The organism is Vibrio sp. 10N.222.47.A9 (assembly GCF_963872585.1).
Taxonomy (GTDB): domain Bacteria; phylum Pseudomonadota; class Gammaproteobacteria; order Enterobacterales; family Vibrionaceae; genus Vibrio; species Vibrio splendidus.
The window spans coordinates 1-23,043 of sequence record NZ_CAWNBB010000093.1 but is presented as its reverse complement, the minus strand read 5'-3'; the positions used below and the strand labels follow the sequence as shown (position 1 = coordinate 23,043).

Genomic DNA, 23,043 nt, shown 5'->3' with positions numbered 1-23,043 from the left:
AGTAGCGATAAAGCTCTCACATGCATCAGTTCAGGTAATTTCCCATGGAAAACCACAGTGCCGCCCCATTTTCGTACACGCAAGAACCTGAGTTCGAGCAAGCGATTAAACACCCGATCCCTGCCCTTTGGCAACAACGTAAAGATGGGTATGTCACATCATCAGGTAAAAAGAAGCTGTACTGGTGTAGCCTAACCTCACCAACGCACACCAAAGCCATTGTTATTTCAAATGGCCGCATTGAGTGTTGCTTGAAATACCAAGAACTCTTTTATGATTTTTATCAGCAAGGCTATGACGTTTATTCATTTGACCACCAAGGTCAAGGCCAGTCGGAACGTATGGTAACAGACTCTGACATTGGTCACATTCATGAGTTTGATGATTACGCCTCAGACATGTCTGACGTCATTGCCAGTTTTGACCTAAGCCGATACGCCAATCGCTACCTACTGGCACACTCAATGGGCAGCACCATAGCCACTCGCTATCTACAAACTCATCCCGATCACCCGTTTGACAAAGTTACTCTGTGCGCTCCGATGTTTGGGATTAAGACTGAATGGTACTTCAAGCCCATCGCGATGGTCGTTGGACAAGTACTCACCGCTTTCTATGCTAAGCCGACTTATGCCCCGGGACAGCAAGCGTACTACTCTAAGCCCTTCGAAAATAACTTACTCAGCCACAGCAAGGTACGCTATCACTGGTTCCGTTGCTTGTATGACGGCTCCCCTTCTTTGCAGGTTGGTGGACCAAGCACTCGCTGGGTATGGCAAGGGTTAATGGCAGCCAAGCAGGCGATACAACAAACTCGTCAAATCAAGATCCCACTGCTATTGATTCAAGCTGGGGAGGAGAAGATTGTTAGCAACAGCGCTCAAGTGAAGTTCATAAATAAACTGAAGAAAACCAACTCAGCCTGCCAGTTTAAGGCCATTGAAGGGTCTAAGCATGAGGTGCTGTTTGAGAAAGACGAATATCGTAATCAAACACTGAATGCTATCAATCAGTTTTTTGCCTAGAGCTAATAAACGAATAAGCGAATAAGCTGAGTAACCGACCAAGAACATAAGCGCTAAAGAGGAAGAGAAGTAAGTGAGCTTTGCCCTCTTTTCTTGCATGAAATTGGCATACAATTTCTACCTAGAGATATTGTAGTTAAAACGATTCTAGCGTTGGCTAGCGTCGATATTGGTTAAGCATTTTTGCAATGAGGGTTAAATGAGTATTCCTGCACTAAAAGATTCCGTGAAAATTGTTGCTTCTGATTTAGATGGTACGCTTTTGGCTCCCAACCATCAGCTAAGCGACTTTACCAAGCTAACACTTAAGAAATTACACGACCAAGGTTATACCTTTATCTTCGCTACGGGTCGTCACCACGTCGATGTGGCGGGTATTCGTCAGATCGCAGGTATTCCGGCGTACATGATCACTTCAAACGGTGCACGCGTGCATGACCAGAACGATCAACTGATGTATAGCCAGAACGTGCCTCAGGAACTCGTTCAACCTGTTATCGATATTGTTCGCCAAGATCCAAACCTCTTTATTCACATGTACCAGAATGAAGATTGGCTACTGGACCGTGAAGACGAAATGCTGGCAAAATTCCACAGTGAGTCTGGCTTTAGCTACAAGCGCTTTGAAGCAGAAAATGCACCAAGCGAAGGCATCGCGAAAGTCTTCTTCACACATCCAGAACAAGACCACGAATATCTGGTCACGTTTGAACAAAAGCTAAGAGATGCTTTTGGCGACAAGCTGAACATCGCCTTCTCTACACCTTGGTGCCTAGAAGTAATGGCCGCTGAAGTCTCTAAAGGCCATGCCCTAGACGCTGTTGCGAAATCACTGAACCTGACACTGGATAACTGTGTTGCCTTTGGTGACGGAATGAACGATGCCGAGATGCTGGCTATGGCAGGCAAAGGCTTAGTGATGGGTACATCGCATGAGAAAGTATTTAAAGCTTTACCAGACAATGAAGTGATTGGCAGCAGCGCAGACGACGCCGTTGCTCACTACCTAGAAAAGCACCTGCTCTAACCTCGTCTCGTCGAAGAGATCTGAATAAATAAAAAGGCAGCCAATGGCTGCCTTTTTTGAACCTTACGTAAAAAGCTCTCTCTAACGCTAACGAGAACCTAGCACTTCTTTGCTTAAGATCGCCTGCCACTCTTGCTCTGTAACCGGCATGATGGATAAGCGATTGCCCCGTTTAACCAACGGCATTTCTGCTAGCTCAGGCATCGCTTTAAGCGTTGCCAAAGGAATTAAGCGCTGAGTCACTCGCACAAACTCGACATCCACCATTATCCAGCGCGGGTTGTCTGGCGAAGACTTGGCATCGTAGTAATCACTTTCTGGATCGAATTGAAAATGGTCTGGGTAGGCTTCTCTGGTTACTTTAGCGATCCCCGCTACGCCAACTTTCTTGCATGATGAATGGTATATCATCACCAGGTCTCCAAGCTTAACGTCATCGCGCATCATGTTTCGAGCCTGATAGTTGCGTACACCCTCCCAACAAGAGGTTTTTTGTACTCTCAGAGTCTGAATAGAGAAGGTGTCGGGTTCTGTTTTAAATAACCAATATGCCATAATAAATCCAATTAACGGTTGCTCCGAGGAAGATATAACATGAAGGTAATGAAAAACCCAGTGACATGGCTAGTCGCATTCGCTCTACAAGGCTGTGTTACGGCACCTGATACGCCGCAACAACCTGAACTGCCTCCAGCAACCTTGGATGAGCCACTAAGCATTCAACCGCAAACCTTCATCATGCGTGGTCAGGTAGTGGTTGGCCATGAAAGCCGAACCTTCACCCCTTGCGGTAGCCAACAACAATACTGGTTAGATTTAACGCCAGAACTCGCATTAGAAGCACAAGGGCTCTCAACGAGACCTTACCAAGCCTTATACGGCGAGCTGATTGGTCATCTAACCGTACCGAGCCAAACAGGTTATAACGCAGATTTCACGGCACGTTTCGTGGTTGATCAAGTGAATATCCTCACCGCAGAAAACCCTGATCGTTGTGACCAACCCCTGCGTTCAACACGTGTATTCGGCAATGAACCCTTCTGGTCAGCAAGCTTCGATAAAGACCAGCTCAAATACACTAAGATGGGCGAACAGCCACAGATCCTCGATATTGAATCAAGCCGCACCACACCAAGCAGTCGTGATTACCAATTAGAAGGTAAAGCAGCGCAAGGCAAACTCAACCTTACAAAAGAGAGTTGCAGCGACGGCATGAGCGATTCTATCTATGGATGGCATGCCAAGCTTAACCTCAATGACAGTAACTATAATGGCTGTGCAACGGTTTCTAACCAAGATCCAACATTGGACTGGAGCGGGCTCTACTTCGCTAGCTCAACGCAGAACACTGGATTCTCTATCAACCTTGAGCTCAACGATGACCACAGCGCCATTACGACATACTCGTACAGCAATGGAGACCCTTCTATTGTTGAACAAGGCTTCTGGCAGCAACTGAACCAAAATCAGGTACAAGTGGTTATGACTCGCCACCAGCAACAGTATTTAATCTCCGAGCGCATCTTCACGCTCGATAACGGCAAGCTGGTCGCTGAAAAAGAGAAAGTGGGCAACGTTGTCTACCCGATTGCCAATGGCGGTCTGGTGCTATTCGAAGCTAAGAATGCACAAGCGCAAGTAAACACCACCGCTAACGTTGATCTAACCGCAAAGCAGGTGAACTCCAGCGATCAACTTGATCAAAAAGTCGACCAAGCGATCCGCGAATACTTTAAGATCAATAACACCTCACCAGACAATACTAAGTACCGCTGGTTAACCTACGACTTAAATGGCGATGGTAAGGAAGAACTGTTTGCCCAGCTCGATTGGTGTGGTTCTGGTGGCTGTACACTGCTAATTTTCGAAAACCATCAAGATAACTGGCGCTTCAATAGCCGAGTGACACTGGTTAAGGGCGACATACGCTTAGGTAAATCGCAAAACCACGGCTGGCAGGATCTGATCTTCAATGTCAGTGGCGGCGGTGCAACACCTGCAAAACACACACTGTCATACTCTGGTGTGAGCTACCCACTCAACCCAAGTGTTGCTCCAATTGCAGATGATGCTGACATCAGCGATGTGGTTTTATTTGCTGATGGTGTATCACCTGCACAAAGTGGAGTTAAGCTGTAAAGATGAGTAACCAACAAGCTTGCCATGGTTGTGGCTTCACTCACCAGTGCGTTTGTCATCTAATACCGACGGTTGAAAGCCAAACCGAACTTGTCCTACTGACTCATGAGAATGAACTGTCGCGAGACACCAACACCGGAAAGTTGCTTCAGCAATCCCTTGAGCAGTGTCAGTCCATTGTGTGGCAAAGGAAAACACCACCAGCTGAGCTAATGGCGCTGCTTGAAGATGAAACACGACAACCGTTTCTTTTATTCCCGAGTGATCAAAGCATCGAGTGTCAGCAAGCAGTGATGACCCAAGCCATGAGTCGAAAACCGCTATTCATTATCTTGGATGGCACATGGCAAGAAGCGAAGAAGATGCTTAACAAGGGCTCGTGGTTACAAGCTGTCCCACAAGTTCACCTCGACATCACCAGCGAATCCTCTTACACCTTGCGCCGCAATCAAGACAGTGGCCATCTGTGTACTTGCGAAGTGGGTATTGAGTTACTCAAATCTTTAGGTGAAAGCGAACCTGCCAAGCTCATTGATGACTACTACCAACAGTATCTAAAAGTATTCCACGCCGACAAATGTGGCCACGCCCTCAAATAGACCAAACAGGCGTTCGAGAAGGCAATAAGCACATTTCAGGGCGGGACAGATACTAAAACAAAAAGGGTGAGCCATAAGCTCACCTTTTTTACATTGTACTTTCGTTATTGAACCAACCAGTGTTTCACGTGAAACGCACACTCTAGCTGTTCGTTAAAAAGAGATTTTACTCTACCTATCAGAATAAGCGCTGAGGTTGACCGAAGTAGTAACCCTGCAGGTAATCGACACCCATGTCTTCAGCAATACGACACACCTGCTCATTATGAACGAACTCAGCCACCGTTTTAGCATTCAGAATCTGACATAAGCTCACCAGCTGTTGGGCTATTTTGCGTTGCTTTTTATCCTTATCGATATTGCGAATTAAACTGCCATCAAGCTTTATCACTTGTGGTTCCAGTTTCAAGATCTCATCAATGTTCGAATAGCCTGAACCAAAGTCATCGACAATAATATTCACACCAAGATCTCGGAAGTGATTACACACCTCGATCAAGCGACCGTAATCCTGAATTTGCTCCGTTTCTAACACTTCTAAACCAATACGCTGTGGGTGACTGATTTTTTTGATGGCTTGTTCAAGGTGAAGAATGGTTTTCTCATTGCTGAAATCTTGTGGCGCCAAGTTAATTGAGAACGAATCGGTTCTCTGGCTCATAAAATCAAAGGTGCGCGTTATCATCTGGCGACTTAAACGCGTATAGAGATGAGTTCCCTCAATGATCGGCAAGAACTTACCCGGCGCAATCAACTGACCGTCCTCTTCAATTCGAACTAAGCACTCATAGCTTTCTATCTGGTGGCTATGCGCCGATACAATAGGTTGGGAGCACGCAACAATATTTTGATTGAGCACTGCGCGGCTCACACACGATAGCCAGCCGAGTTGCTCTTGGCGATGCTTCTCTAGTTGAATTAACGTCTTGGCACTCACCAGATGTTTATTCTGGCTCACCGCACTGCGTCGAGCTTCAATCGCTTTCAGTAACAAGTCATCAATCGAGGTCGCTGGAAAATCTCGACGACTCGCGACACCCGCACAGATTGAAACCGAAAGATAATCGATATCGGGTAGCCCCATCGGCTCAAAATTGACATGCTCGGTTTGGTCTGAAAATTCAGAGAAACGCTGATGAATGTGTTCTTGGCTGGCCCAACTATCAAACACCACCGCCCACTCACCAATACCAATACTGTAGAGCTGGCAACCCTCATCAAAAAACTGCCACAGCGCTTTCTGAAAGTAATCACTCAGATCATGCAGAAGTTTGTCACCTACTCGATAACCATACTTCTCATTGATTTGACCAAATGTGGTGACCTTCAAAGCCAACAAATGACTGTCAGAGCTCATTTGTGACAGCTTCTCACGCAGTACACTTCTATTGGGTAACCCAGTGCGACGATCAATTCGGTAGCTCGCCGTCAATGCGGTCGCTTGTTGCTGAATCTTACTCGCCATGCTGTTGTTCATGTCATCAACATCAAGCAGTGCATTTCGAATCAATGAAAACAGAGGTGATATATTGGTCGCGGGTTGTGTCTCTAATGGCTGTACAGCCTTGCCTTCACCTTCTCTAAGCGCGAGATAAGTGAGGCTATGATGCAGGATTCGTTGTTGGCCACGCTCTTGATAGAGTTCTCCCATGCAGTACACACCATAGGTGTCTGCGAGCTTCTGGAAGACTTCTACTTCTTGGTTACCATCAATAAAATCGATACGAGAGGTGCAGTTGTAGATAAAAAACTGCTCCGGTCTATGAGAGGCAATCTGTTGAACACCGAGTCGGATCTGCTCCAAGGTCAGTGAAGGATGGTCGTAACAAAACCTGACCTCATCACCAATCTGAAAATGACCACTAAATTCTATCTCTCCACATTCTCTCACCTTGAGTGGCAAGTGAATGTTTTGCTCTTTCGGGTCACCGACCATCAAGGGGAAATTATGCAGTTGCTCGAAAGGTACTTCGAGGCCATCAGCAAGGTAGCGATTATAAAGATCGCGAACAGGCATACCATCCAATTCAGCCAACCGGTTATCTTGAGCACCAGTGACACGGAAAGTGCGGCCAATAGGGTTCCACTCGGTGTAATAACCCTTGGTAGTTGCGAGCTCAACGCTGTGCAACGCCAACATCACATAGGCATTCTCATAGCAAGTGCCATCTAGCATTACCCATCGCCCATTATCTGTGATGGTCGATGCACCGCCACAAATAGGCAATGAATATCTCGATTGTTCAAACGCTGAAAATAAGTCGCGGTTGTTTATCTGCAAACGATCGGCGAAACAGATGATACTTTGAGTATTGGTATTGCACTCAAGCTGCTGCCACATCGATTGACTATCTAATAGTGGTTGCTTGCTGTATTCGACAACGCCACAAGTGTAAGAGGTCGCATCGAAGCGAGTGACAATAAGATAGAGACCTTGATGCAGGATGACGCCTTGGCTGATGTAGTGGTTTGCACTACAGCCAATCAGCCTAGCATTAGGGAAAGTCGCTTGAATCACTTGGCAGGCAGCCAAAACCGAACCTTTCTCGAAAGAAGAAAACACCTGAATCAGTAGGTCTTCATGTTGATGAAAATCTATCTTTTGCAATTCACGCTGGGTTTGTTCTATGTCTTGTATCAGGAGAGAGGTCGATTGCATATTCACATTAATCGTTACGTTAATGATTGGTTATTGTGCTTATTATAGATAAGGCTTGCACGGAATACTTACGATCGTCTTATAAATATTGTGACGTTAGTTAGACATCATTGATTCCACCCAAAACAGTCACCAATAGCGGCAGAACAATTTTTAAAGCAAGTAACAATAGGATACGGAAAGCTTTAACAACTAAAACAGTCGCTTAGGCTCACCAAAGTAATAACCTTGCAGATAATCGACACCCATTTGCTCTGCTATCTCACAAACCTGTTGGTTATGGACAAATTCAGCGACGGTTTGCGCATTAAACACCTGACATAAGCGAACCAACTGAGAGGCGATATTTCTTTGCTTTTGGTCTTTGTCGATGTTGCGAATCAGACTACCGTCGAGTTTGATAATCTGCGGCTCAAGCTTAATGATCTCATCAATATTGGAATAGCCAGACCCAAAGTCATCAACAATGATTCTCGCCCCGAGAGCACGGAAGTGATCACACACCTCAATCATGCGACCGTAATCTTTAATCTGCTCAGACTCGAGAACCTCTAGGCCAAGTCGAGTGGGATCGTTCATAGCACTGATGGCGGTCTCGAGCACCTCAAGCGTCTTGTCGCTCAACAAATCTTGCGGGGATAGGTTGATAGAAAATGGGCTTTGCTTATCCGCCATATAACCTATGGTGTTCTTAATCATGTGTCGGCTGAGGCGAGTGTAAAGGTGCGTGTCGGCAATGATAGGTAAGAACTTACCTGGTGGCACAATGGTACCGTCTGACTCCATGATTCTGACCAAGCACTCTTGGCCAATCATTTCGTGAGTACCGGACGCCACAATTGGCTGGGAATAAGTGATGATGTTCTGATCTAAAATCGCACGACTTACACAGCTCAGCCAGCCTAGTTGCTCTTTACGATCTTCTTCACTCACCTGAATGTCTTTAGCATTGGTGATGTGAGTGTTATTCCTGACCCCATAACGTCGAGCTTCGATCGCTTTCAATAAGATCTCATCACCACTATCGGTTAGGAAATCGCAACGACTAGCGAAGCCGCCACACAGAGAAACTGACAGATAATCAATATCAGCCAAGCCATACGGCTCAAAATTGATGTGCTCAATATCATCAGCAAATTCAACGAAACGTTGCTCTATTTTATCGCAACCAACATTGGCGTTAAAAATGATCGCCCATTCGCCGACACCAATGCTGAACAGCTCTACTTTCACCTGAGCTTCCTTAGCCACACTAAGGTGTAATCGCTCGACAAAATGATTAGACAGATCAAGTAACAGCTGGTCACCCACTTGGTAACCATATTTCTCGTTAACTTGATGGAAATTAGTCAGCTTTAACGTCAGTAAGTGCTCACTGAAGAGAATCGTATTGAGGCGCTCTTTTAATACGATACGGTTGGGTAGCCCGGTGCGAGAATCAATGCGGTAACTTTCGGTTAAACGGCGCGCCTGTTGATGAAGTTTTTTCTCCATCTGCGTGTTCATACTGTCGAGATCAGCCACCGCATTTCTGACGAGATTAAGCAGTGGCGATACCGTTGAGTCACGCTGGAAATCTTCACAAAGAAACTCATTAATCTCGTCCGACTCTCTCATCGCAATATAGGTGAGGCTGTGATGCAGTATCTCTTGGCGATCGTCGTTGCGGTATAGCTCACCCATGCAGTATGCGCCGCACGCATTTACTATCCCCTCAAATGGCTTGAGTTCAAGTTTACTGTCGATGAATTCAAGTCGAGAGACGCAGTTATAGATGATCACCGATTCCGGCTGATGCATGGCAAGCATCTCAGCGCCGTGACGCACTTTTTCTGCGGTCAAAGAAGGATGGTTATAACAAAACTGTGCCTCTTCGCCGACATGCCAAGGACTATCAAACTCGATACTGCCATCATCATTAATACGCAGCGGTGTCGATATGCCCTTCTTTCTGCCAAGCTCTCGATAAAGCGGAAAGCTCATCAACTGACTGAAAGGGAGATCTTTACCATCAGCAAGATAATGTTTGAATACGTCGATAGCCGGCTTGTCATTCAACGCATATAAACGGTTACCCACTGCGTGAGTCACTCGCAGCTTCATCCCGATCGGGTTCCACTCAGAATAGGCATCTGACCAAACCTTCAATCTTGGGTTAGTCAGAGCCACCGCCACGCAAGCGTGTTGGTAGGTCTGTTCGTTATGCATAACCCAACGCCCGTATTCATTCTCATGACACAAGCCACCAGCAACAGGCAATGTATAGGGTAGGTTTTCAAAGGCGCTATAGATAGGGTAATCACGACCTTCAACCTGATCACATAGGCTGATGACCGTTTTGGCATCTTTCGAGAGATCTAGTTGAGAAGCGAGCTCTTGGCTGTCTTGGTTTGGGTTGCCAGTAAAAGGCTGAACCGCGGAGGTTAAACGGGTTTCATTAAACTCACTGATAATGATTAAGGTACAACTACTCTCAAGACAATTGTCACAGATAACATGACGAGCACTCTGGCCAATTAGGGTGGCATTGCTTAGGCGATTGAGAGCAATACTCGCGATTCGACGAGCCACATCAGAAGATTGGGCAGAGAAAAGTTGAATAAGATATTGTTTGCTGTCACACCACTCTCGCTGATCAAATTGAGATTTAAATAGCTCCTCAGTATTTGCGAGAAATGTAAATGTTTGCATGCCAACCCTTGATCGAAATAGAGTGAAGTGAAGAACCCGCAACCACTGCTATGACTGAAACGAATCGATAAAAAGTAGTCGCCAATTATCCTAGCCTAAACAGGCATTTAATTGCGACTAATGTAACAATTCAATATCATAAATGCGACACAATAAGCTTACAGAAGTCTTTAAATTAGTCGCATAAGATCGCTAAGTTGCTCTATTTCAACATCAGGCAGCACACTCGCCTTCGAAGAGAGGTATAAATTGGAACCAATGTCATTAAACCAGCATGCTTGGAAGCCATTTTGCTTAGCCCCATAGACATCTGTTTTGAGGTGATCACCAACATGAAGAATATTCGCAGCGTCGCAATCTAGGTGTTGCTGAGCTTTTTCAAACATATCTGGGTAAGGTTTTGCTCTACCATCAGGGCCGGCTTTAAGGATTAATTGAAAGTACTGCCCTAAGCCAATTTTATGTGGATCGACATTGCCATTGGTAATCGCAACCAAAGGAATGCGTTGGCTAAGTTCTGCCATCACCCGATGCGTTTCTTGAGGAACATCGACTTGATTGCGCAACCACAAAGCATGTTCTATCCCCTCACGAGCCGCCTGTTCAGCTTGCTGCTGAGAGTAGCCCAACTGCAGTAAGCCACTCTTAATCTGTGTTTCACGCCAAACGGTAACATCATGCTTTAAAGCTGGGTTTTCAGAGGCGACTTGCTGCTTAATGCCCTGCCACTCTTCAAGCGATAAAGAAGCCGACACTGGGTGCTTTTGGTAAAGCCACTGCGCCATCTCTTTTTCTACCTTTATGATCACAGGCCAGTTGTCATACAGGGTGTCATCCAAGTCAAAGGTCATGGCTTTGATGGGCTTCAACCCTCGATAAATTCGCATAGTAAAACCTTTAATCTAATCTTTATTCTTCTTACGCGCTCGAGGGTGAGCCTCATCGTACGCTTGAGCTAAGTGTTGGAAGTCCAAGTGAGTATAAATTTGGGTTGTCGAGATGTTTTCATGCCCCAACAACTCTTGGACAGCACGAAGATTCTGGCTCGATTCAAGCACGTGTGTTGCAAAGGAGTGACGCAGTTTATGCGGGCTAATATGACTCGCGACGGATTGCTTCTTACCCCACTCTTCCATGCGCTTTTGCACACTGCGATGAGAGATCCGGGTCCCTAACTTGGACACAAACAGGGCCTTTTCTCCCGGAGAAGCAAGATCACCGCGTACTTTGAGCCATTTATCGACCCACTCTTTGGCCAGTCCTGAAAACGGCGCTTTGCGTTCTTTGTCGCCCTTACCAATCACTCGGATTTCGCCTTGCCGGCCCAGCACATCTTTAAGATTGATGCCAACCAGTTCAGCGAGACGTAAACCTGCACCATACATCACCTCCATCATCGCTCGATCACGAATCGATAATGGGTCGTCTTCATTCACGTCAAGCAACTGTCCGACTTCATCGACATCGAGATTTTTAGGTAAAGGACGTTGTTTGCGAGGTGCAGAAACCCCTTTGGCTGGGTTTGCGGTCATTTCGCCACGTAACACAAGGAAATCAAAGAAGCTGCGTAATGAAGATAAGCGCGTCGCAATACTGCTCGCTTTCATTCCTTCACGCATGCCTTTACTGGCAAGTTGTCTTACCCACGCCGCGTCTACTTGGCCCCAATCTTTCAGTCCAAGTGTGACCAAATGAGCGGCCATAGTTTCAAGTTGTTGTTTGTAATTACGTTGGGTGTGTAAGCTGAGTCCCTTCTCGCTTCTGAGATATTCATAGAAGCGAGAAAGTGGCTTTTGAAGGCTGTTAGGAAGAGGTACTTTGGGCTCTAGGCTCATTATTTATCTGCCAAGGTAAGGTGTCCGCCAAATGAGACACAACAAGTGCTAAATGGCGTAAAAATAGCGTATCCATATGAGGTTGGAAATGTCCGCCATCTTCACTAGAAAAGGCAAGCAAACCCAATGGAGACTGCTTAGCAAGTGGTAGTACTACATAAGAGCCTAGCTCTGGAACTTGGAAATCACCAAACAAATCGTGTCTGTCGGCTTTTCTCAAGCGCCCTAGATAAGCATCTTTACCATTGAAATGGTTGAGCGAAAACTTCGAATAGCGCTCTTCACTCAGCTTATAAAAGCCAGGTTGCGAGAGAATTCGTACATGGGCCTTCAACCCTAAATCTAACGCTTTTTGTTCAACAGCCTTGATAACCTGCATAAAGTCACTGCATTTCAGCACGTGAGCTTGCAGATCCATAAATTCATAGAAGGTTTTATCGTTATTCGCTGCCAACGACATCAAGCCAGTGATTTCTTCCTCTAGCTCTTCGATTCGGTGACGTTGGCGTTTAAGCTGAACCTCCACCAGAGAAACAGCGCCCTGCTCAACATTATTGATAGCAAGGCGATCAACCAAACCTTTCCTGTCTTGGAAAAAATCTGGGTTATCACGTAAATATTCCGCGACCACTTCTGCGGTGAGTGCGTCGGCTTGAACGTAAGACAAAACCTATCCTTTATTTTTATGAATCTGTTGGTTATGAATGTTTATTAGCAAGAAAGTTGACCATCAAACACATGGGTTGCCGGGCCAGTCATAAACAGAGGTTTACCCGGACCTTGCCAACTAATCTGTAAATCACCACCAGGTAGACGAACTTTCACGTTCTCAGCCAACAAACCTTGATTGATACCAACCGCAACCGCGCCACATGCACCGCTGCCACACGCCTGAGTTTCACCCGCGCCGCGTTCATAAACACGCAAGCGAACTTCTTCACGGTTAATCACTTGCATAAAGCCAGCATTAACACGCTCAGGGAAGCGTTCATGTGATTCAAGAAGCGGACCTAAGGTCTCCACATCTGCAGTATCGACATCATCAACAACGGTAACCACATGCGGGTTACCCATGCTTACGGCACCACAGAACAAGGTATGTACATCCGTTCTCAGGATATACGTCTTCTCAGGCTGCTTTGCCTTGAATGGGATTTTGCCAGGTTCAAACTCAGGAATGCCCATGTTGACAGTGATCTGGTCATTGTCTTCAATCTTGAGAACCATTTTACCTTTCTTGGTGCTCACGTTGATGCTGTACTTATTCGTTAAGCCTTTCATGCGAACGAATCGAGCAAAACAACGCGCACCATTACCACACTGCTCCACCTCACTGCCATCCGCATTGAATATGCGGTAATGGAAGTCGGTTTCTGGATCATATGGAGCCTCGACCACAAGTAGCTGATCAAAGCCCACACCAGTGTGACGATCCGCCAAACGACGGATCAAATCTGGAGAAAAGAAAATATTTTGAGTAATGCAGTCCACGACCATGAAATCATTGCCCAAACCATGCATTTTAGAAAAGTGGAAGTGCATAACGCTTAAAATTACTCCGGAAGAATGTTTTCAAGTTCCCACAGACTCGTAAGCTCTTCACGCTGACGAACCAAATGAGTTTTATCGCCATCAACCATCACTTCAGCCGCACGCGAACGAGTGTTGTAGTTAGATGACATAGCAAAGCCATAAGCACCTGCAGAACGAACGGCCAGTAGGTCGCCTTCTTCAAGAACAAGGTCACGGTCTTTACCTAGGAAGTCACCCGTCTCACAGATAGGGCCAACCAAGTCGTAAGTCACCGCTTCACCCTGACGCGGGCTCACTGGCACAATATCCTGCCAAGCTTGGTAAAGTGCCGGGCGCATCAGATCGTTCATTGCCGCATCGATGATGGCAAAGTTTTTATGCTCTGTTGGTTTCAGGAACTCAACTTTCGTTAATAATACACCAGCGTTCGCAGCAATCGCTCTTCCAGGCTCGAAAATCAACTCTAGATCAGAATGATTGTCTAGACGAGCCAACAAAGCCTTCGCGTAATCTGAAGGTTGTGGTGGTAATTCATCTCGGTAAACCACGCCCAAACCGCCACCAACATCAAGGTGCTTGATGTTGATATCATTGGCACGTAGTTGGTCGATCAGTGCAAGCAGACGATCAGTGGCATCGATAAAAGGTTCGATATCCGTTAGTTGGGAACCGATGTGGCAATCAATCCCGTGGATAGACAAGTTATCGAGTGTTTTTGCAAACGCATAAACTGCAGGAGCACGGTCGAAGGCAATGCCGAACTTGTTATCACGCAGACCCGTAGAAATGTAAGGGTGAGTGTTCGCATCAACATCTGGGTTGATACGTAGTGAAATCGGCGCTTTAACACCAAGCTCACCAGCCACTTTATTCAGTCGCTCTAGTTCTGGCTCAGACTCTACGTTGAAACATTTTATGTTCAACTCAAGCGCACGCTTCATTTCAGCTGCTGTTTTGCCGACACCAGAAAACACAACTTTAGCCGGATCGCCACCTGCAGCAACCACACGCTCTAGCTCACCGCCAGAAACGATGTCGAAACCTGAGCCCATGCGAGCCAAAGTATTCAACACGCCAAGGTTCGAGTTAGCTTTAACGGCATAACACACCAAGTGTGGATGCTCGCCAACCGACGAATCAAACGCATTCCAGTGGCGTTCTAATGTTGCACGAGAATATACATACAGCGGTGTACCATATTGCTCTGCTAGTTGTGAAAGTGCGACGTCCTCAGCCCAAAGCTGGCCATCTTCCTGATAGTTGAAGTAATCCAAAGTTCTTATCCCTTATAAATAACGATTTCTGCGTGTTTCACTTATTGTGATTGTTCAGTCTGCTGAACTTCATCAGGATCGTACAACGGACCCGTTTGACCACAACCAGAAAGTCCAATAACGGACACCATAAACAGAGCGGTAATTAATTTTTTCATTTTGCATATCGTGATTATTAACTCAATGCCCCCTATAATCGCACCACACTCAAGAAAAGCAATAGGATAGAAAGGATGAACGATACTGAATTTCATCAGCTGGTCGATATACAGATGCAAAACATCGAAGAAGCTATCGATGAATCAGAGGCAGATGTTGATTACGAAGTGACTGGTAACGTGATGACGCTGGAGTTTGAAAACCGCAGCCAAATTATCATCAACCGCCAAGAACCAATGCGTGAGATCTGGCTAGCATCTAAATCTGGTGGCTTTCACTTCAAGCTAATTGATGACAAGTGGACATGCTCAAAGACGGGCATGGAATTGTTTGAGATGGTAAAAGAAGAATGCGTAAAGCACGCAGGTGAAGAGATCAATTGGGTCTAATTATTGGTAAAAAAACAAAAAGGAGTGAATCAATCACTCCTTTCTTAATATCAATTATCGAGAATAAGCCTAGATGTTGACTATCTTTGAGCTCCGAGAAGCTAAAGTCGCATCATTACGGTAAGGCACCACGTAAGAGTTACCTTCTTCAGGATGAACAATTTGGTAGTACTGAGGTAGATTGAAATTAATCAACTTAGATGACACCTTCGACTCATCTTTTACTGAAGTGTAGAAAGAATTCACGCTCGCGATCATCTCATCTTTTTCACCGCTGTATTGGTGATACACCTCAACTTGATTCGACTCGTCCAATACATAAATATTGAAACCTTTGTCGGTATCCTCAAAGAAAAACTGAATTAAACCTTCACTCGCAAAACCATCAACCACTTCTGGTAACTGATACTCTTGCTCTTTATCGAGCATCAGTAAAGGTGAGCCCTTCAGCTTATTCGTCGAGATACTACGATAGAAATCGACCGAGTTTTCCAGCATCTGCACCGAAACGCCACGACGTTCAAAGAACAGGCCAAACATCTTGTTTGCCAGACGAATAGCCTTGAAGCGGCGGCGCTTCTCCGGCTCAATCGGTTTCAATCGTAAGTCGATACACTCAGCAAGCAGTTGATACACCATATTACGCATCACACCACGCAGATTTTTGCTGTAACAGAACACATCGACCGATTCTGGCGGTAACGCATCTTGGTGCATTTTACCAAGTACCGTCTTCAACGCGTCGAGCATTGCAGTATCACCTTGGAAATGAAGCGTACGTACTTCATGCCAAGAGTTACGATAAACCAGATCAACACTGCCGACTAAACTCTTACCCTCTTCACCAAAACTGAAGATATCGGCGTTCTTAAGATCAACCTTCAACGCACGACCACTTAATTCAGAAGTTGGGTCACTTTCAAAGTTGATGAACATCGCCAGTTGGCTTATTTCACACGGGCTCGCCAGAGCTTGCATACTCGGGCGGCGCTTACGTAAAGAGAAGGTATTACGCAGGTCGCTCACCATTTGGTAGAACTTATCGATATCAATCTGAGCATCACGCACCACAGAGTGCAAACGCGTCGACTCGGTAATCAAGCCATTAAAAAACGACCAAGCAACCAACTTACTCAAGTACTCATGGTGTTCCAGAGAAGGCTGACCAAGAATACGATGCGCTACCAGTGGCTGCTTATACAAGTACCAACCGGCTTTATTCGACTGACCCTGACGAACTTCGATGAAGCTCAAGTCTGGTTCATGCAGATCAGGAGAGATTTGTGGGTTCAGTAGTGTCACTTTACCCGGCAACACCTCAAACGCAGCGTAAAGCTTACGAGCCAAGATACTGATATCTTGTGGGCTGATTGCCGAAGTGATGTCGTTACGACGCGCAAATTGAATCAGATTGCGGTAGCTCAGCATCAAGGCATCAAGCAGTGCATGGTGCACCACTTTAACCTGCTCAACCTTCCAGTTACGGCGGTTGTCGAGCTCAGCAATGGTTTCATGTCCCCAATTCCAAGACTTAGTCATCTCAGTTAAGGCTTCACGACGCCACGCAACAGAACCAATGCCCGCATCTCGTGACAACTTCTCGTGGGTCTTAAGGTAGAAACAGCGTCTCACCAAGTCCAATCGAGTGTGGTCGTTAATGCGTTCTAGATAGCGCGTTACCTTTTCAAGCATCAGATAGTAACTATCCATGCCATACAGATCCGGTTCATCTGCAAAGAAGCGACGCTTGGTATCAATACTAAGCAGTTGGGTGTTTGGGTATTCCCATGAATAAGCTTCTAACAGAATCGCCTTCAAAACCGATTTATACGGTGAGTCGATACTCTTATAGAGCTGCCATAGGTTTGAACCAAAGTACTCTTCAGCAGGGATGCGGTTCAGCTTGCCGAAATCGATCCACTGCGAGCAATCAAGATAACCATCCTGACACAGGCCTTGGACATACTCGTCGTAACACTCTTCCATTTCTGGCGGAATTATTTGCCACAACAAACGCTGGCCAGCCAAACGAACGGCAGAGCGATAGAACTCATCAAGCAGTAATAAGTGCTGTGAAGAACCACAGTTATCACCGGTCATCTCTTCAGAATGGTTTGAGCGGAAACGCTGTTCATCCATCAAGAAGAAGTTAGCTTCAACCCCTAAGGTTTCAGCCCAGTCGGTAATCAACAAACATTTGTTGGTCAGGCTGTCGCGAGATGCGCCATCCATATCCGGAGAAACACACACCCAGATATCGAGATCACTTGAAGTGCTTTGGCCAATAGAAGAAGTACTGCCCATGGTGTACAAGCCCAGGATTGCCGGTTCAGCAGCCTCGGTGAGTTTTCCACCCAGCGTTAATTCGGTATCAGAGACAAATTGCTTTTGGAATTCATTAGGCGTGAAGCTACGAATTCCAAAAGGAACTTGTTGGTCATAATAACCAGGCATCATGGGATGATTGAAGTGAAGTAGTGCAGGAATAAGGTTGAAAACTCGCTGGCCTTGGACATTCATCAACGCCAACGCACGATCAATGCGCTGCTGATTAAGATTGTCTAATCGTTGAATCAAAGTCTGAGTGTAAGCCTGCAAGGTAAGTCCTTGGTTTGAGATTAAATGCACTTCTGTTTAGTTACTGAACGAAAGGAGCAACAAAACGTGATCAATTTAACACTTTTACCCTTAATGGTAAAGCAAAGGAACCTGTCATACTGGCCAATACCTTGATGACAAAAAGTTAAACTCACGGCGCCGTAGTGTCCTCTTTATTACCTATTTCTAATAATAGCCCATGTTTCAAATGAGATACCAATCACACTATTTTGGTGAACTCATGAAAATCCCTCAGCTATCAAAGCATGGAATGATCAAACAGTAAGAATTTTCGCCTCACAATGGTAGGATTAGCCTATTACAGAACCTATATCGGAAACACCATGACAAATTCAGCACCAATCCGTATCGCGACCAGAAAAAGCCCTCTTGCCCTTTGGCAGGCATACTTTGTAAGGGATGCACTGCAAGCTGCTCACCCTGGTTTAGAGGTTGAGTTGGTAACTATGGTGACCAAAGGTGACATCATCCTAGATACCCCGCTGGCTAAAGTGGGTGGTAAAGGGCTGTTCGTTAAAGAACTCGAAGTCGCCATGCTAGAAGGTCGTGCTGATCTAGCCGTTCACTCAATGAAAGATGTACCGGTCGACTTCCCTGAAGGTCTAGGTCTAGTAACTATCTGTGAACGTGAAGACCCTCGCGATGCTTTCGTTTCAAACACTTACAACAACATCGACGAGCTACCACAAGGTGCTGTCGTGGGTACATGTAGCCTGCGTCGTCAATGTCAGTTGCTAGAATACCGCCCAGATCTCATCATCAAAGAACTGCGCGGCAATGTTGGTACTCGTCTAGGTAAACTCGATGATGGTCAATACGATGCGATCGTACTGGCTGCTGCGGGTCTTAAACGTCTAGAGCTAGAAGAGCGTATTCGTAGCTTCATCGAACCAGAGAAATCTCTCCCTGCTGTTGGCCAAGGCGCTGTTGGTATTGAGTGTCGCCTTGATGACGAGCGTCTGATTAAACTCCTTGAACCACTGAATCATAAAGACACGGCTGATCGTGTACTGTGCGAACGTGCAATGAACCTTACCCTAGAAGGTGGTTGTCAGGTTCCTATCGGCAGCTATTCATTATTAGATGGCGATAATATCTGGCTACGTGCACTAGTAGGCGAACCAGATGGTTCTAAAATGGTTCGTGGTGAGATCTCTGGCCTTCGCAAAGATGCAGAAGCGCTTGGCGTTACTCTGGCAAATCAATTGCTAGATGATGGTGCGAGAGAAATCTTAACCAAGCTCTACGCTGACCAAGAATAACCATGACAGTGTTGGTGACACGTCCCGGCTCAGAGGGACAATCGCTTTGCCAACAACTAGCGGATGAAGGGATTCAAGCAATCCATCATCCGCTTATTCGTATCGTTGATAATCCACACTCATCGGATTTAAGCACCCAGCTTAATAACAGCGATATCATTATTGCAGTCAGTCACCACGCTGTGACCGCTGCCCAAAACATCCTTTCGAAAACTTCATCTATTTGGCCAACTTCGCCGCTTTATCTTGGCGTTGGTCAAAAAACTGCGCACGTTTTAAGCAAAGTTAGTAAACAAAAAGTAAACTATCCCCAAGTGAGTGATAGTGAACATCTTCTCAAACTTACTGAACTTAATGGCGTAGATAATAAATCCATTTTGATACTGCGTGGAAATGGTGGGCGTGAGCTCATTCGAGATTCTTTACTCAATCGAGGTGCACAAGTCTCTTATTGTGAGACCTACCGTAGAGAATATATTCCCATTAACGATCACAATATCTATCAAACATGGATAAACAAAAAAACGTCCAAAGTTGTCATCACTAGTCAGGAACAATTGGAGTATCTCTGCTCAATTACCCCTGATGAGTATTTGGCTTGGCTTTCAACGAGACAACTATTTGTCCCAAGCCAGCGCATAGTAGAACGAGCACAACAACTCGGTTTCTCGAACGTGACCAATACTCAAAGTGCTACGAACCAAATATTACTGGCTGCTCTCCGGCCCTAGCTAGAAACAGGAAATAAGCATGACAAGCAAAAAAAATAATGAGCATATTGAACCTGAAAAGAAACAAGACACTCAGCCAGTAGTTGTTGAAAACGAAAAAGCTGAATCTACAGAGACAAAACAGCCTGAAAAAAAACTTGATGCCTCTGCGTCAAATACGGTTCAAAGTGAACAGCCTCAAGCTGAGCATAAAGAGCAAATCGAGAAAGCAGAAAAACAAGGTAAGCGCGGTGTCAAACTAGGCGCTATTGCGATCGCTATTTCTATTATTTTCAGTGGCGGCATCGCATTTCAAATGCAGCAAAAGAGCGCTGAGTACTCAACTCAAATCGCTGCTCTTCAAACACAACTGCAAAATACCCAATCTGCAGTAAATAAAGACCTGCAAACCATCAAGCAAGAGACTATCCAAGAAGCTTCTCACGCAGTGGAGAAAACTCAGGTCGTACAATCCCAGCAACAAAAGAGTATTCAAAGCCTGCAGTTAGCAGTAGCTGACGTTAAAGGCCGTCGACCAAATGACTGGTTGCTTGCTGAAGCCGATTACCTAGTAAAACTAGCAGGTCGTAAATTGTTCCTTGAGCATGATGCCGTTAGCGCAACCAAACTAATGGAAAGCGCCGATCAACGTATCGCCGCACTAAATGACCCAAGCTTAGTATCACTGCGCCAATCAATGACCAATGACATTACTAAGCTTCGCACTATCCCTCTTATCGACCGCGATGGCTTAGTTTTACGCATCACAAGCCTACAACAGCAAGTCGATACGCTACCGCTTGCCAATGCAATTCTTCCAGAAGCTGCAGTTGTTGAGAAAAAAGCGGTATCAAAAGATATTAATGATTGGCAGAACAACCTGATGACGTCGATGAAAGACTTCTCAGAAAACTTCATCACCTTCCGTAGTCGTGATGGTGAAGTCATCCCTCTACTCTCTCCTGAGCAACACTTCTACCTACGTGAGAATATCAAGGGTAAATTAGAGACCGCAATTCGTGCTGTCTACAAAGAGCAAGGTGATGTCTACAGTGCAGCACTTAATACCGCTAGCGAGTGGTCGAAAGCGTACCTGAACCAAGATAACAACTCAGTGATCGAATTTGAGAAGGCGATTAAACAGTTAAGTGAGCAGAATATCTCTGTGAAATACCCTGTAAAACTTGAGTCTCAAAATGAGTTGTCAGATGTTATACGTGAGCGCCTACGTCGTGAAGTGACCGTTATGACCACGGAGGAGAAATAATGATTCGCTGGATTTTTCTTTTTCTCGTTCTAGGTGCCGGATTAGTTGTCGGTACCCAATTCTCAGGTCAGCAAGGTTATGTCCTGATCTCGATAGCAAATAAGACCATTGAGATGAGCGTGACAACACTGGTTATTTTTGTCATTGCTCTTCTAGCTGCTCTATTCGGCTTGGAGTACCTATTCAAAAAGCTTATGTACGCAAGCTCAACGACTTGGAACTGGTTCAGTGTTCGTAAACTAAAACGTTCTCGTCGTTATACCAATGAAGGCATCATCAAACTTCTTGAAGGTGATTGGAAAGGCGCAGAGAGGAAAGTAACTCGTTGGGCTAATCATCACGACATGCCTCTGCTTTGTTATTTAGTCGCTTCTCAAGCTGCCCATGAACAAGGTAATACGAGTGAGCGTGATAAATACATCGAACTTGCTAGCCAGCAAGAGGACTCTCTACTAGCCGTTGAGCTAACTAAAGCAAAACAACAGATCAGTGAGTCGAACTACGAAGCCGCATTCGATACACTTTCGACCTTAAAAGGTACGTACCCTAATAACACCGCTGTACTTGGCCTATTAAAAGACACCTACATGCAGCTTAAACTCTGGCAACCATTACTAGAGTTAACGCCTAAGCTAGCTAAAAACAAGCTTCTTACGGCTGATGAGCAAGTTGAGTTAGAACAAAAAGCACAATGCGGCTTGCTTCACGATGTGGCACAGCAGCAAGGTAGCGAAGGTTTAATCAGCCATTGGAACAAGCTTTCAAGAAAGCAGAAACAAAGCTCTCACCTTGTTTCCTGCTTTGTGAAGCAACTGATCGCTCGTAAAGCTGACTCAGAAGCCTTCACTGTGATCAAAGAGAACATTGCGAAGAGTGGTTCAAATGAGCTCTACATGTTGCTTCCAGAGCTTAACCTTGCCGATCACCACCCAGTCGTTGTGATGCTAGAGCGCGCCATTAGTAAAGATGGTGGCAATGCCGAAGCACACAGCGCATTGGCTCAGTTCTACCTAAGAGAACAGAAGTGGGCAGAAGCACAAACCCACTTCGAGAAAGCACTAGCACTTCGCTCAAACGTATCAGATTACGGATACCTATCTGATGCACTAGAAAAGCAAAACTTAACGAAGGCAGCTCACGAAGTTTCTCGTAAGGCACTCGCTCTCGTTCAACCAGCTTAAACTGTTACAACTATCATGAAGCCGATGCCAAGCATCGGCTTTTTTGTATCTACTGTTTACCTTAGATAACGTCCTCAGTACCAATAAGCAAACACTAGAGATGGTAGTAAAAGTCTTCCATCCAGATCCCTTCTCCACACCCAGCTTATTGCTGACCGAAGCACCGTCCATTTTTAATAAGGCCTGCCTAGCTCGGAACAATCCATAAGTCACACATCTTGATCATTGGATTTCAAATGCTATTAATGTTTTATAAGTACTGATTTTAAGTCATGAGGTTAAATCTTCATGAAATCACCCGCAAGGTTTCCTAAAAAACACTGAGGGATACTTTAGAGCTATCCGTATGTAGTTTTTAGCAAATTATAAAACAAGCTGTTTAGAATCCATTTGAGCTGACTGACAACCTTTATATAGATTTTTGAAGGAATAACGATCAGATAGCTTAGTTTAAGATTGAAGAAGTGAATGTATAACAGCGGAGTTTCAGACTCTAGACGAAATCAATGCTGAGACACAACAAAACTCCGAAGTTTAAAGCGCGGCTTAATTACTCAACAGAAGTAATTAAGAAGCCACAGCCACTTAGAGAACTCCTGCTAACTTATTAATTAATATCAATTTGTCATGTTAGAGCGCAAAGCCCTGCTATTACTAATACCAATTCCATTAAA

Annotated in this window: 19 protein-coding genes; 9 read left to right on the top strand and 10 right to left on the bottom strand. The window is 45.3% G+C overall.

The window, feature by feature from the left end; genetic code table 11:
- The first annotated feature begins 44 nt into the window (after positions 1–44).
- Entirely contained in the window at positions 45–1,025 is a 981-nt protein-coding gene (locus AACT19_RS23850; RefSeq protein ID WP_054548350.1) for an alpha/beta fold hydrolase, read from the top strand.
- Between the two features lie 199 nt (positions 1,026–1,224).
- Positions 1,225–2,052 carry a Cof-type HAD-IIB family hydrolase gene (locus tag AACT19_RS23845; RefSeq protein ID WP_004736606.1) on the top strand — a complete coding sequence of 276 codons (828 nt, stop codon included), beginning with the start codon at positions 1,225–1,227 and terminating at the stop codon, positions 2,050–2,052.
- Positions 2,053–2,139: 87 nt separating this feature from the next.
- Here the strand turns inward: AACT19_RS23845 and AACT19_RS23840 are convergent, their stop codons facing one another.
- Positions 2,140–2,607: an EVE domain-containing protein gene (locus AACT19_RS23840; RefSeq protein ID WP_076649090.1), complete on the bottom strand. Its 468-nt coding sequence runs from the start codon at positions 2,605–2,607 to the stop codon at positions 2,140–2,142.
- A gap of 39 nt (positions 2,608–2,646) precedes the next feature.
- Here AACT19_RS23840 and AACT19_RS23835 point away from each other — a divergent pair, with 39 nt between their 5' ends.
- Together AACT19_RS23835 and AACT19_RS23830 are read left to right on the top strand one after the other, a co-directional pair.
- On the top strand, positions 2,647–4,191 hold the full coding sequence (locus tag AACT19_RS23835; RefSeq protein ID WP_076649088.1) for a COG3650 family protein: 1,545 nt from the start codon (positions 2,647–2,649) through the stop codon (positions 4,189–4,191).
- Positions 4,192–4,193: 2 nt separating this feature from the next.
- The gene (locus AACT19_RS23830; protein WP_076649086.1) at positions 4,194–4,790 is read left to right on the top strand and encodes a tRNA-uridine aminocarboxypropyltransferase; all 597 of its coding nucleotides are present in this window, start codon (positions 4,194–4,196) and stop codon (positions 4,788–4,790) included.
- Between the two features lie 178 nt (positions 4,791–4,968).
- Here AACT19_RS23830 and AACT19_RS23825 read toward each other — a convergent pair whose 3' ends face one another.
- The 8 genes from AACT19_RS23825 to lptM form a co-directional block, all read right to left on the bottom strand.
- A complete protein-coding gene (locus AACT19_RS23825) occupies positions 4,969–7,449 on the bottom strand; it encodes a bifunctional diguanylate cyclase/phosphodiesterase (protein WP_076649084.1) in 2,481 nt (826 codons plus the stop codon).
- A gap of 192 nt (positions 7,450–7,641) precedes the next feature.
- Positions 7,642–10,140 carry a bifunctional diguanylate cyclase/phosphodiesterase gene (locus AACT19_RS23820; protein WP_076649082.1) on the bottom strand — a complete coding sequence of 833 codons (2,499 nt, stop codon included), beginning with the start codon at positions 10,138–10,140 and terminating at the stop codon, positions 7,642–7,644.
- Between the two features lie 170 nt (positions 10,141–10,310).
- Positions 10,311–11,027: a 5-amino-6-(5-phospho-D-ribitylamino)uracil phosphatase YigB gene (gene yigB, locus AACT19_RS23815; RefSeq protein ID WP_076649081.1), complete on the bottom strand. Its 717-nt coding sequence runs from the start codon at positions 11,025–11,027 to the stop codon at positions 10,311–10,313.
- 15 nt (positions 11,028–11,042) lie between these two features.
- Positions 11,043–11,975 (bottom strand): tyrosine recombinase XerC, encoded by a 933-nt coding sequence (gene xerC / locus AACT19_RS23810; RefSeq protein WP_017079841.1) that lies wholly within the window; start codon positions 11,973–11,975, stop codon positions 11,043–11,045.
- Positions 11,944–12,642, bottom strand: coding sequence for a DUF484 family protein (locus AACT19_RS23805; protein WP_017080895.1), 699 nt, complete (start codon positions 12,640–12,642; stop codon positions 11,944–11,946). The genes xerC and AACT19_RS23805 overlap by 32 nt, the downstream gene beginning before the upstream one ends.
- A 44-nt stretch (positions 12,643–12,686) precedes the next feature.
- On the bottom strand, positions 12,687–13,517 hold the full coding sequence (gene dapF / locus AACT19_RS23800; protein WP_004736615.1) for a diaminopimelate epimerase: 831 nt from the start codon (positions 13,515–13,517) through the stop codon (positions 12,687–12,689).
- An 11-nt stretch (positions 13,518–13,528) separates the two neighbouring features.
- The gene (lysA, locus tag AACT19_RS23795) at positions 13,529–14,782 is read right to left on the bottom strand and encodes a diaminopimelate decarboxylase (RefSeq protein ID WP_004736616.1); all 1,254 of its coding nucleotides are present in this window, start codon (positions 14,780–14,782) and stop codon (positions 13,529–13,531) included.
- A gap of 41 nt (positions 14,783–14,823) precedes the next feature.
- On the bottom strand, positions 14,824–14,940 hold the full coding sequence (gene lptM, locus AACT19_RS25545) for an LPS translocon maturation chaperone LptM (protein ID WP_407829960.1): 117 nt from the start codon (positions 14,938–14,940) through the stop codon (positions 14,824–14,826).
- Positions 14,941–15,015: 75 nt separating this feature from the next.
- Between lptM and cyaY the strand changes: the two genes are divergently transcribed.
- On the top strand, positions 15,016–15,330 hold the full coding sequence (gene cyaY / locus AACT19_RS23785) for an iron donor protein CyaY (protein WP_010438796.1): 315 nt from the start codon (positions 15,016–15,018) through the stop codon (positions 15,328–15,330).
- A gap of 69 nt (positions 15,331–15,399) precedes the next feature.
- On the opposite strand, the gene AACT19_RS23780 is transcribed toward cyaY, so the two are convergent.
- Positions 15,400–17,928, bottom strand: a complete 2,529-nt coding sequence (locus AACT19_RS23780) for a class I adenylate cyclase (protein WP_017084846.1) — start codon at positions 17,926–17,928, stop codon at positions 15,400–15,402.
- Between the two features lie 344 nt (positions 17,929–18,272).
- Here AACT19_RS23780 and hemC point away from each other — a divergent pair, with 344 nt between their 5' ends.
- From hemC to AACT19_RS23760, 4 genes are read left to right on the top strand one after another with little or no spacing between them, the layout of a single operon-like run.
- A complete protein-coding gene (hemC, locus tag AACT19_RS23775) occupies positions 18,273–19,211 on the top strand; it encodes a hydroxymethylbilane synthase (RefSeq protein WP_076649079.1) in 939 nt (312 codons plus the stop codon).
- Between the two features lie 2 nt (positions 19,212–19,213).
- The gene (locus AACT19_RS23770) at positions 19,214–19,942 is read left to right on the top strand and encodes a uroporphyrinogen-III synthase (RefSeq protein WP_004736624.1); all 729 of its coding nucleotides are present in this window, start codon (positions 19,214–19,216) and stop codon (positions 19,940–19,942) included.
- Positions 19,943–19,961: 19 nt separating this feature from the next.
- Entirely contained in the window at positions 19,962–21,188 is a 1,227-nt protein-coding gene (locus AACT19_RS23765) for a uroporphyrinogen-III C-methyltransferase (protein WP_017091151.1), read from the top strand.
- Positions 21,188–22,369: a heme biosynthesis protein HemY gene (locus AACT19_RS23760; protein ID WP_076649077.1), complete on the top strand. Its 1,182-nt coding sequence runs from the start codon at positions 21,188–21,190 to the stop codon at positions 22,367–22,369. The genes AACT19_RS23765 and AACT19_RS23760 overlap by 1 nt, the downstream gene beginning before the upstream one ends.
- Positions 22,370–23,043 lie beyond the last annotated feature (674 nt).

What these genes read in the sequence shown, in the direction of transcription:
- AACT19_RS23825 (WP_076649084.1), bottom strand. Translation starts at nt 7,449, where the DNA reads ATGCAATCGACCTCTCTCCTGATACAAGACATAGAACAAACCCAGCGT.
- yigB (WP_076649081.1), bottom strand. Translation starts at nt 11,027, where the DNA reads ATGCGAATTTATCGAGGGTTGAAGCCCATCAAAGCCATGACCTTTGAC.
- AACT19_RS23840 (WP_076649090.1), bottom strand. Translation starts at nt 2,607, where the DNA reads ATGGCATATTGGTTATTTAAAACAGAACCCGACACCTTCTCTATTCAG.
- AACT19_RS23820 (WP_076649082.1), bottom strand. Translation starts at nt 10,140, where the DNA reads ATGCAAACATTTACATTTCTCGCAAATACTGAGGAGCTATTTAAATCT.
- AACT19_RS23850 (WP_054548350.1), top strand. Translation starts at nt 45, where the DNA reads ATGGAAAACCACAGTGCCGCCCCATTTTCGTACACGCAAGAACCTGAG.
- hemC (WP_076649079.1), top strand. Translation starts at nt 18,273, where the DNA reads ATGACAAATTCAGCACCAATCCGTATCGCGACCAGAAAAAGCCCTCTT.
- dapF (WP_004736615.1), bottom strand. Translation starts at nt 13,517, where the DNA reads ATGCACTTCCACTTTTCTAAAATGCATGGTTTGGGCAATGATTTCATG.
- AACT19_RS23835 (WP_076649088.1), top strand. Translation starts at nt 2,647, where the DNA reads ATGAAGGTAATGAAAAACCCAGTGACATGGCTAGTCGCATTCGCTCTA.
- AACT19_RS23765 (WP_017091151.1), top strand. Translation starts at nt 19,962, where the DNA reads ATGACAAGCAAAAAAAATAATGAGCATATTGAACCTGAAAAGAAACAA.
- AACT19_RS23830 (WP_076649086.1), top strand. Translation starts at nt 4,194, where the DNA reads ATGAGTAACCAACAAGCTTGCCATGGTTGTGGCTTCACTCACCAGTGC.
- lptM (WP_407829960.1), bottom strand. Translation starts at nt 14,940, where the DNA reads ATGAAAAAATTAATTACCGCTCTGTTTATGGTGTCCGTTATTGGACTT.
- AACT19_RS23770 (WP_004736624.1), top strand. Translation starts at nt 19,214, where the DNA reads ATGACAGTGTTGGTGACACGTCCCGGCTCAGAGGGACAATCGCTTTGC.
- AACT19_RS23845 (WP_004736606.1), top strand. Translation starts at nt 1,225, where the DNA reads ATGAGTATTCCTGCACTAAAAGATTCCGTGAAAATTGTTGCTTCTGAT.
- xerC (WP_017079841.1), bottom strand. Translation starts at nt 11,975, where the DNA reads ATGAGCCTAGAGCCCAAAGTACCTCTTCCTAACAGCCTTCAAAAGCCA.
- cyaY (WP_010438796.1), top strand. Translation starts at nt 15,016, where the DNA reads ATGAACGATACTGAATTTCATCAGCTGGTCGATATACAGATGCAAAAC.
- AACT19_RS23760 (WP_076649077.1), top strand. Translation starts at nt 21,188, where the DNA reads ATGATTCGCTGGATTTTTCTTTTTCTCGTTCTAGGTGCCGGATTAGTT.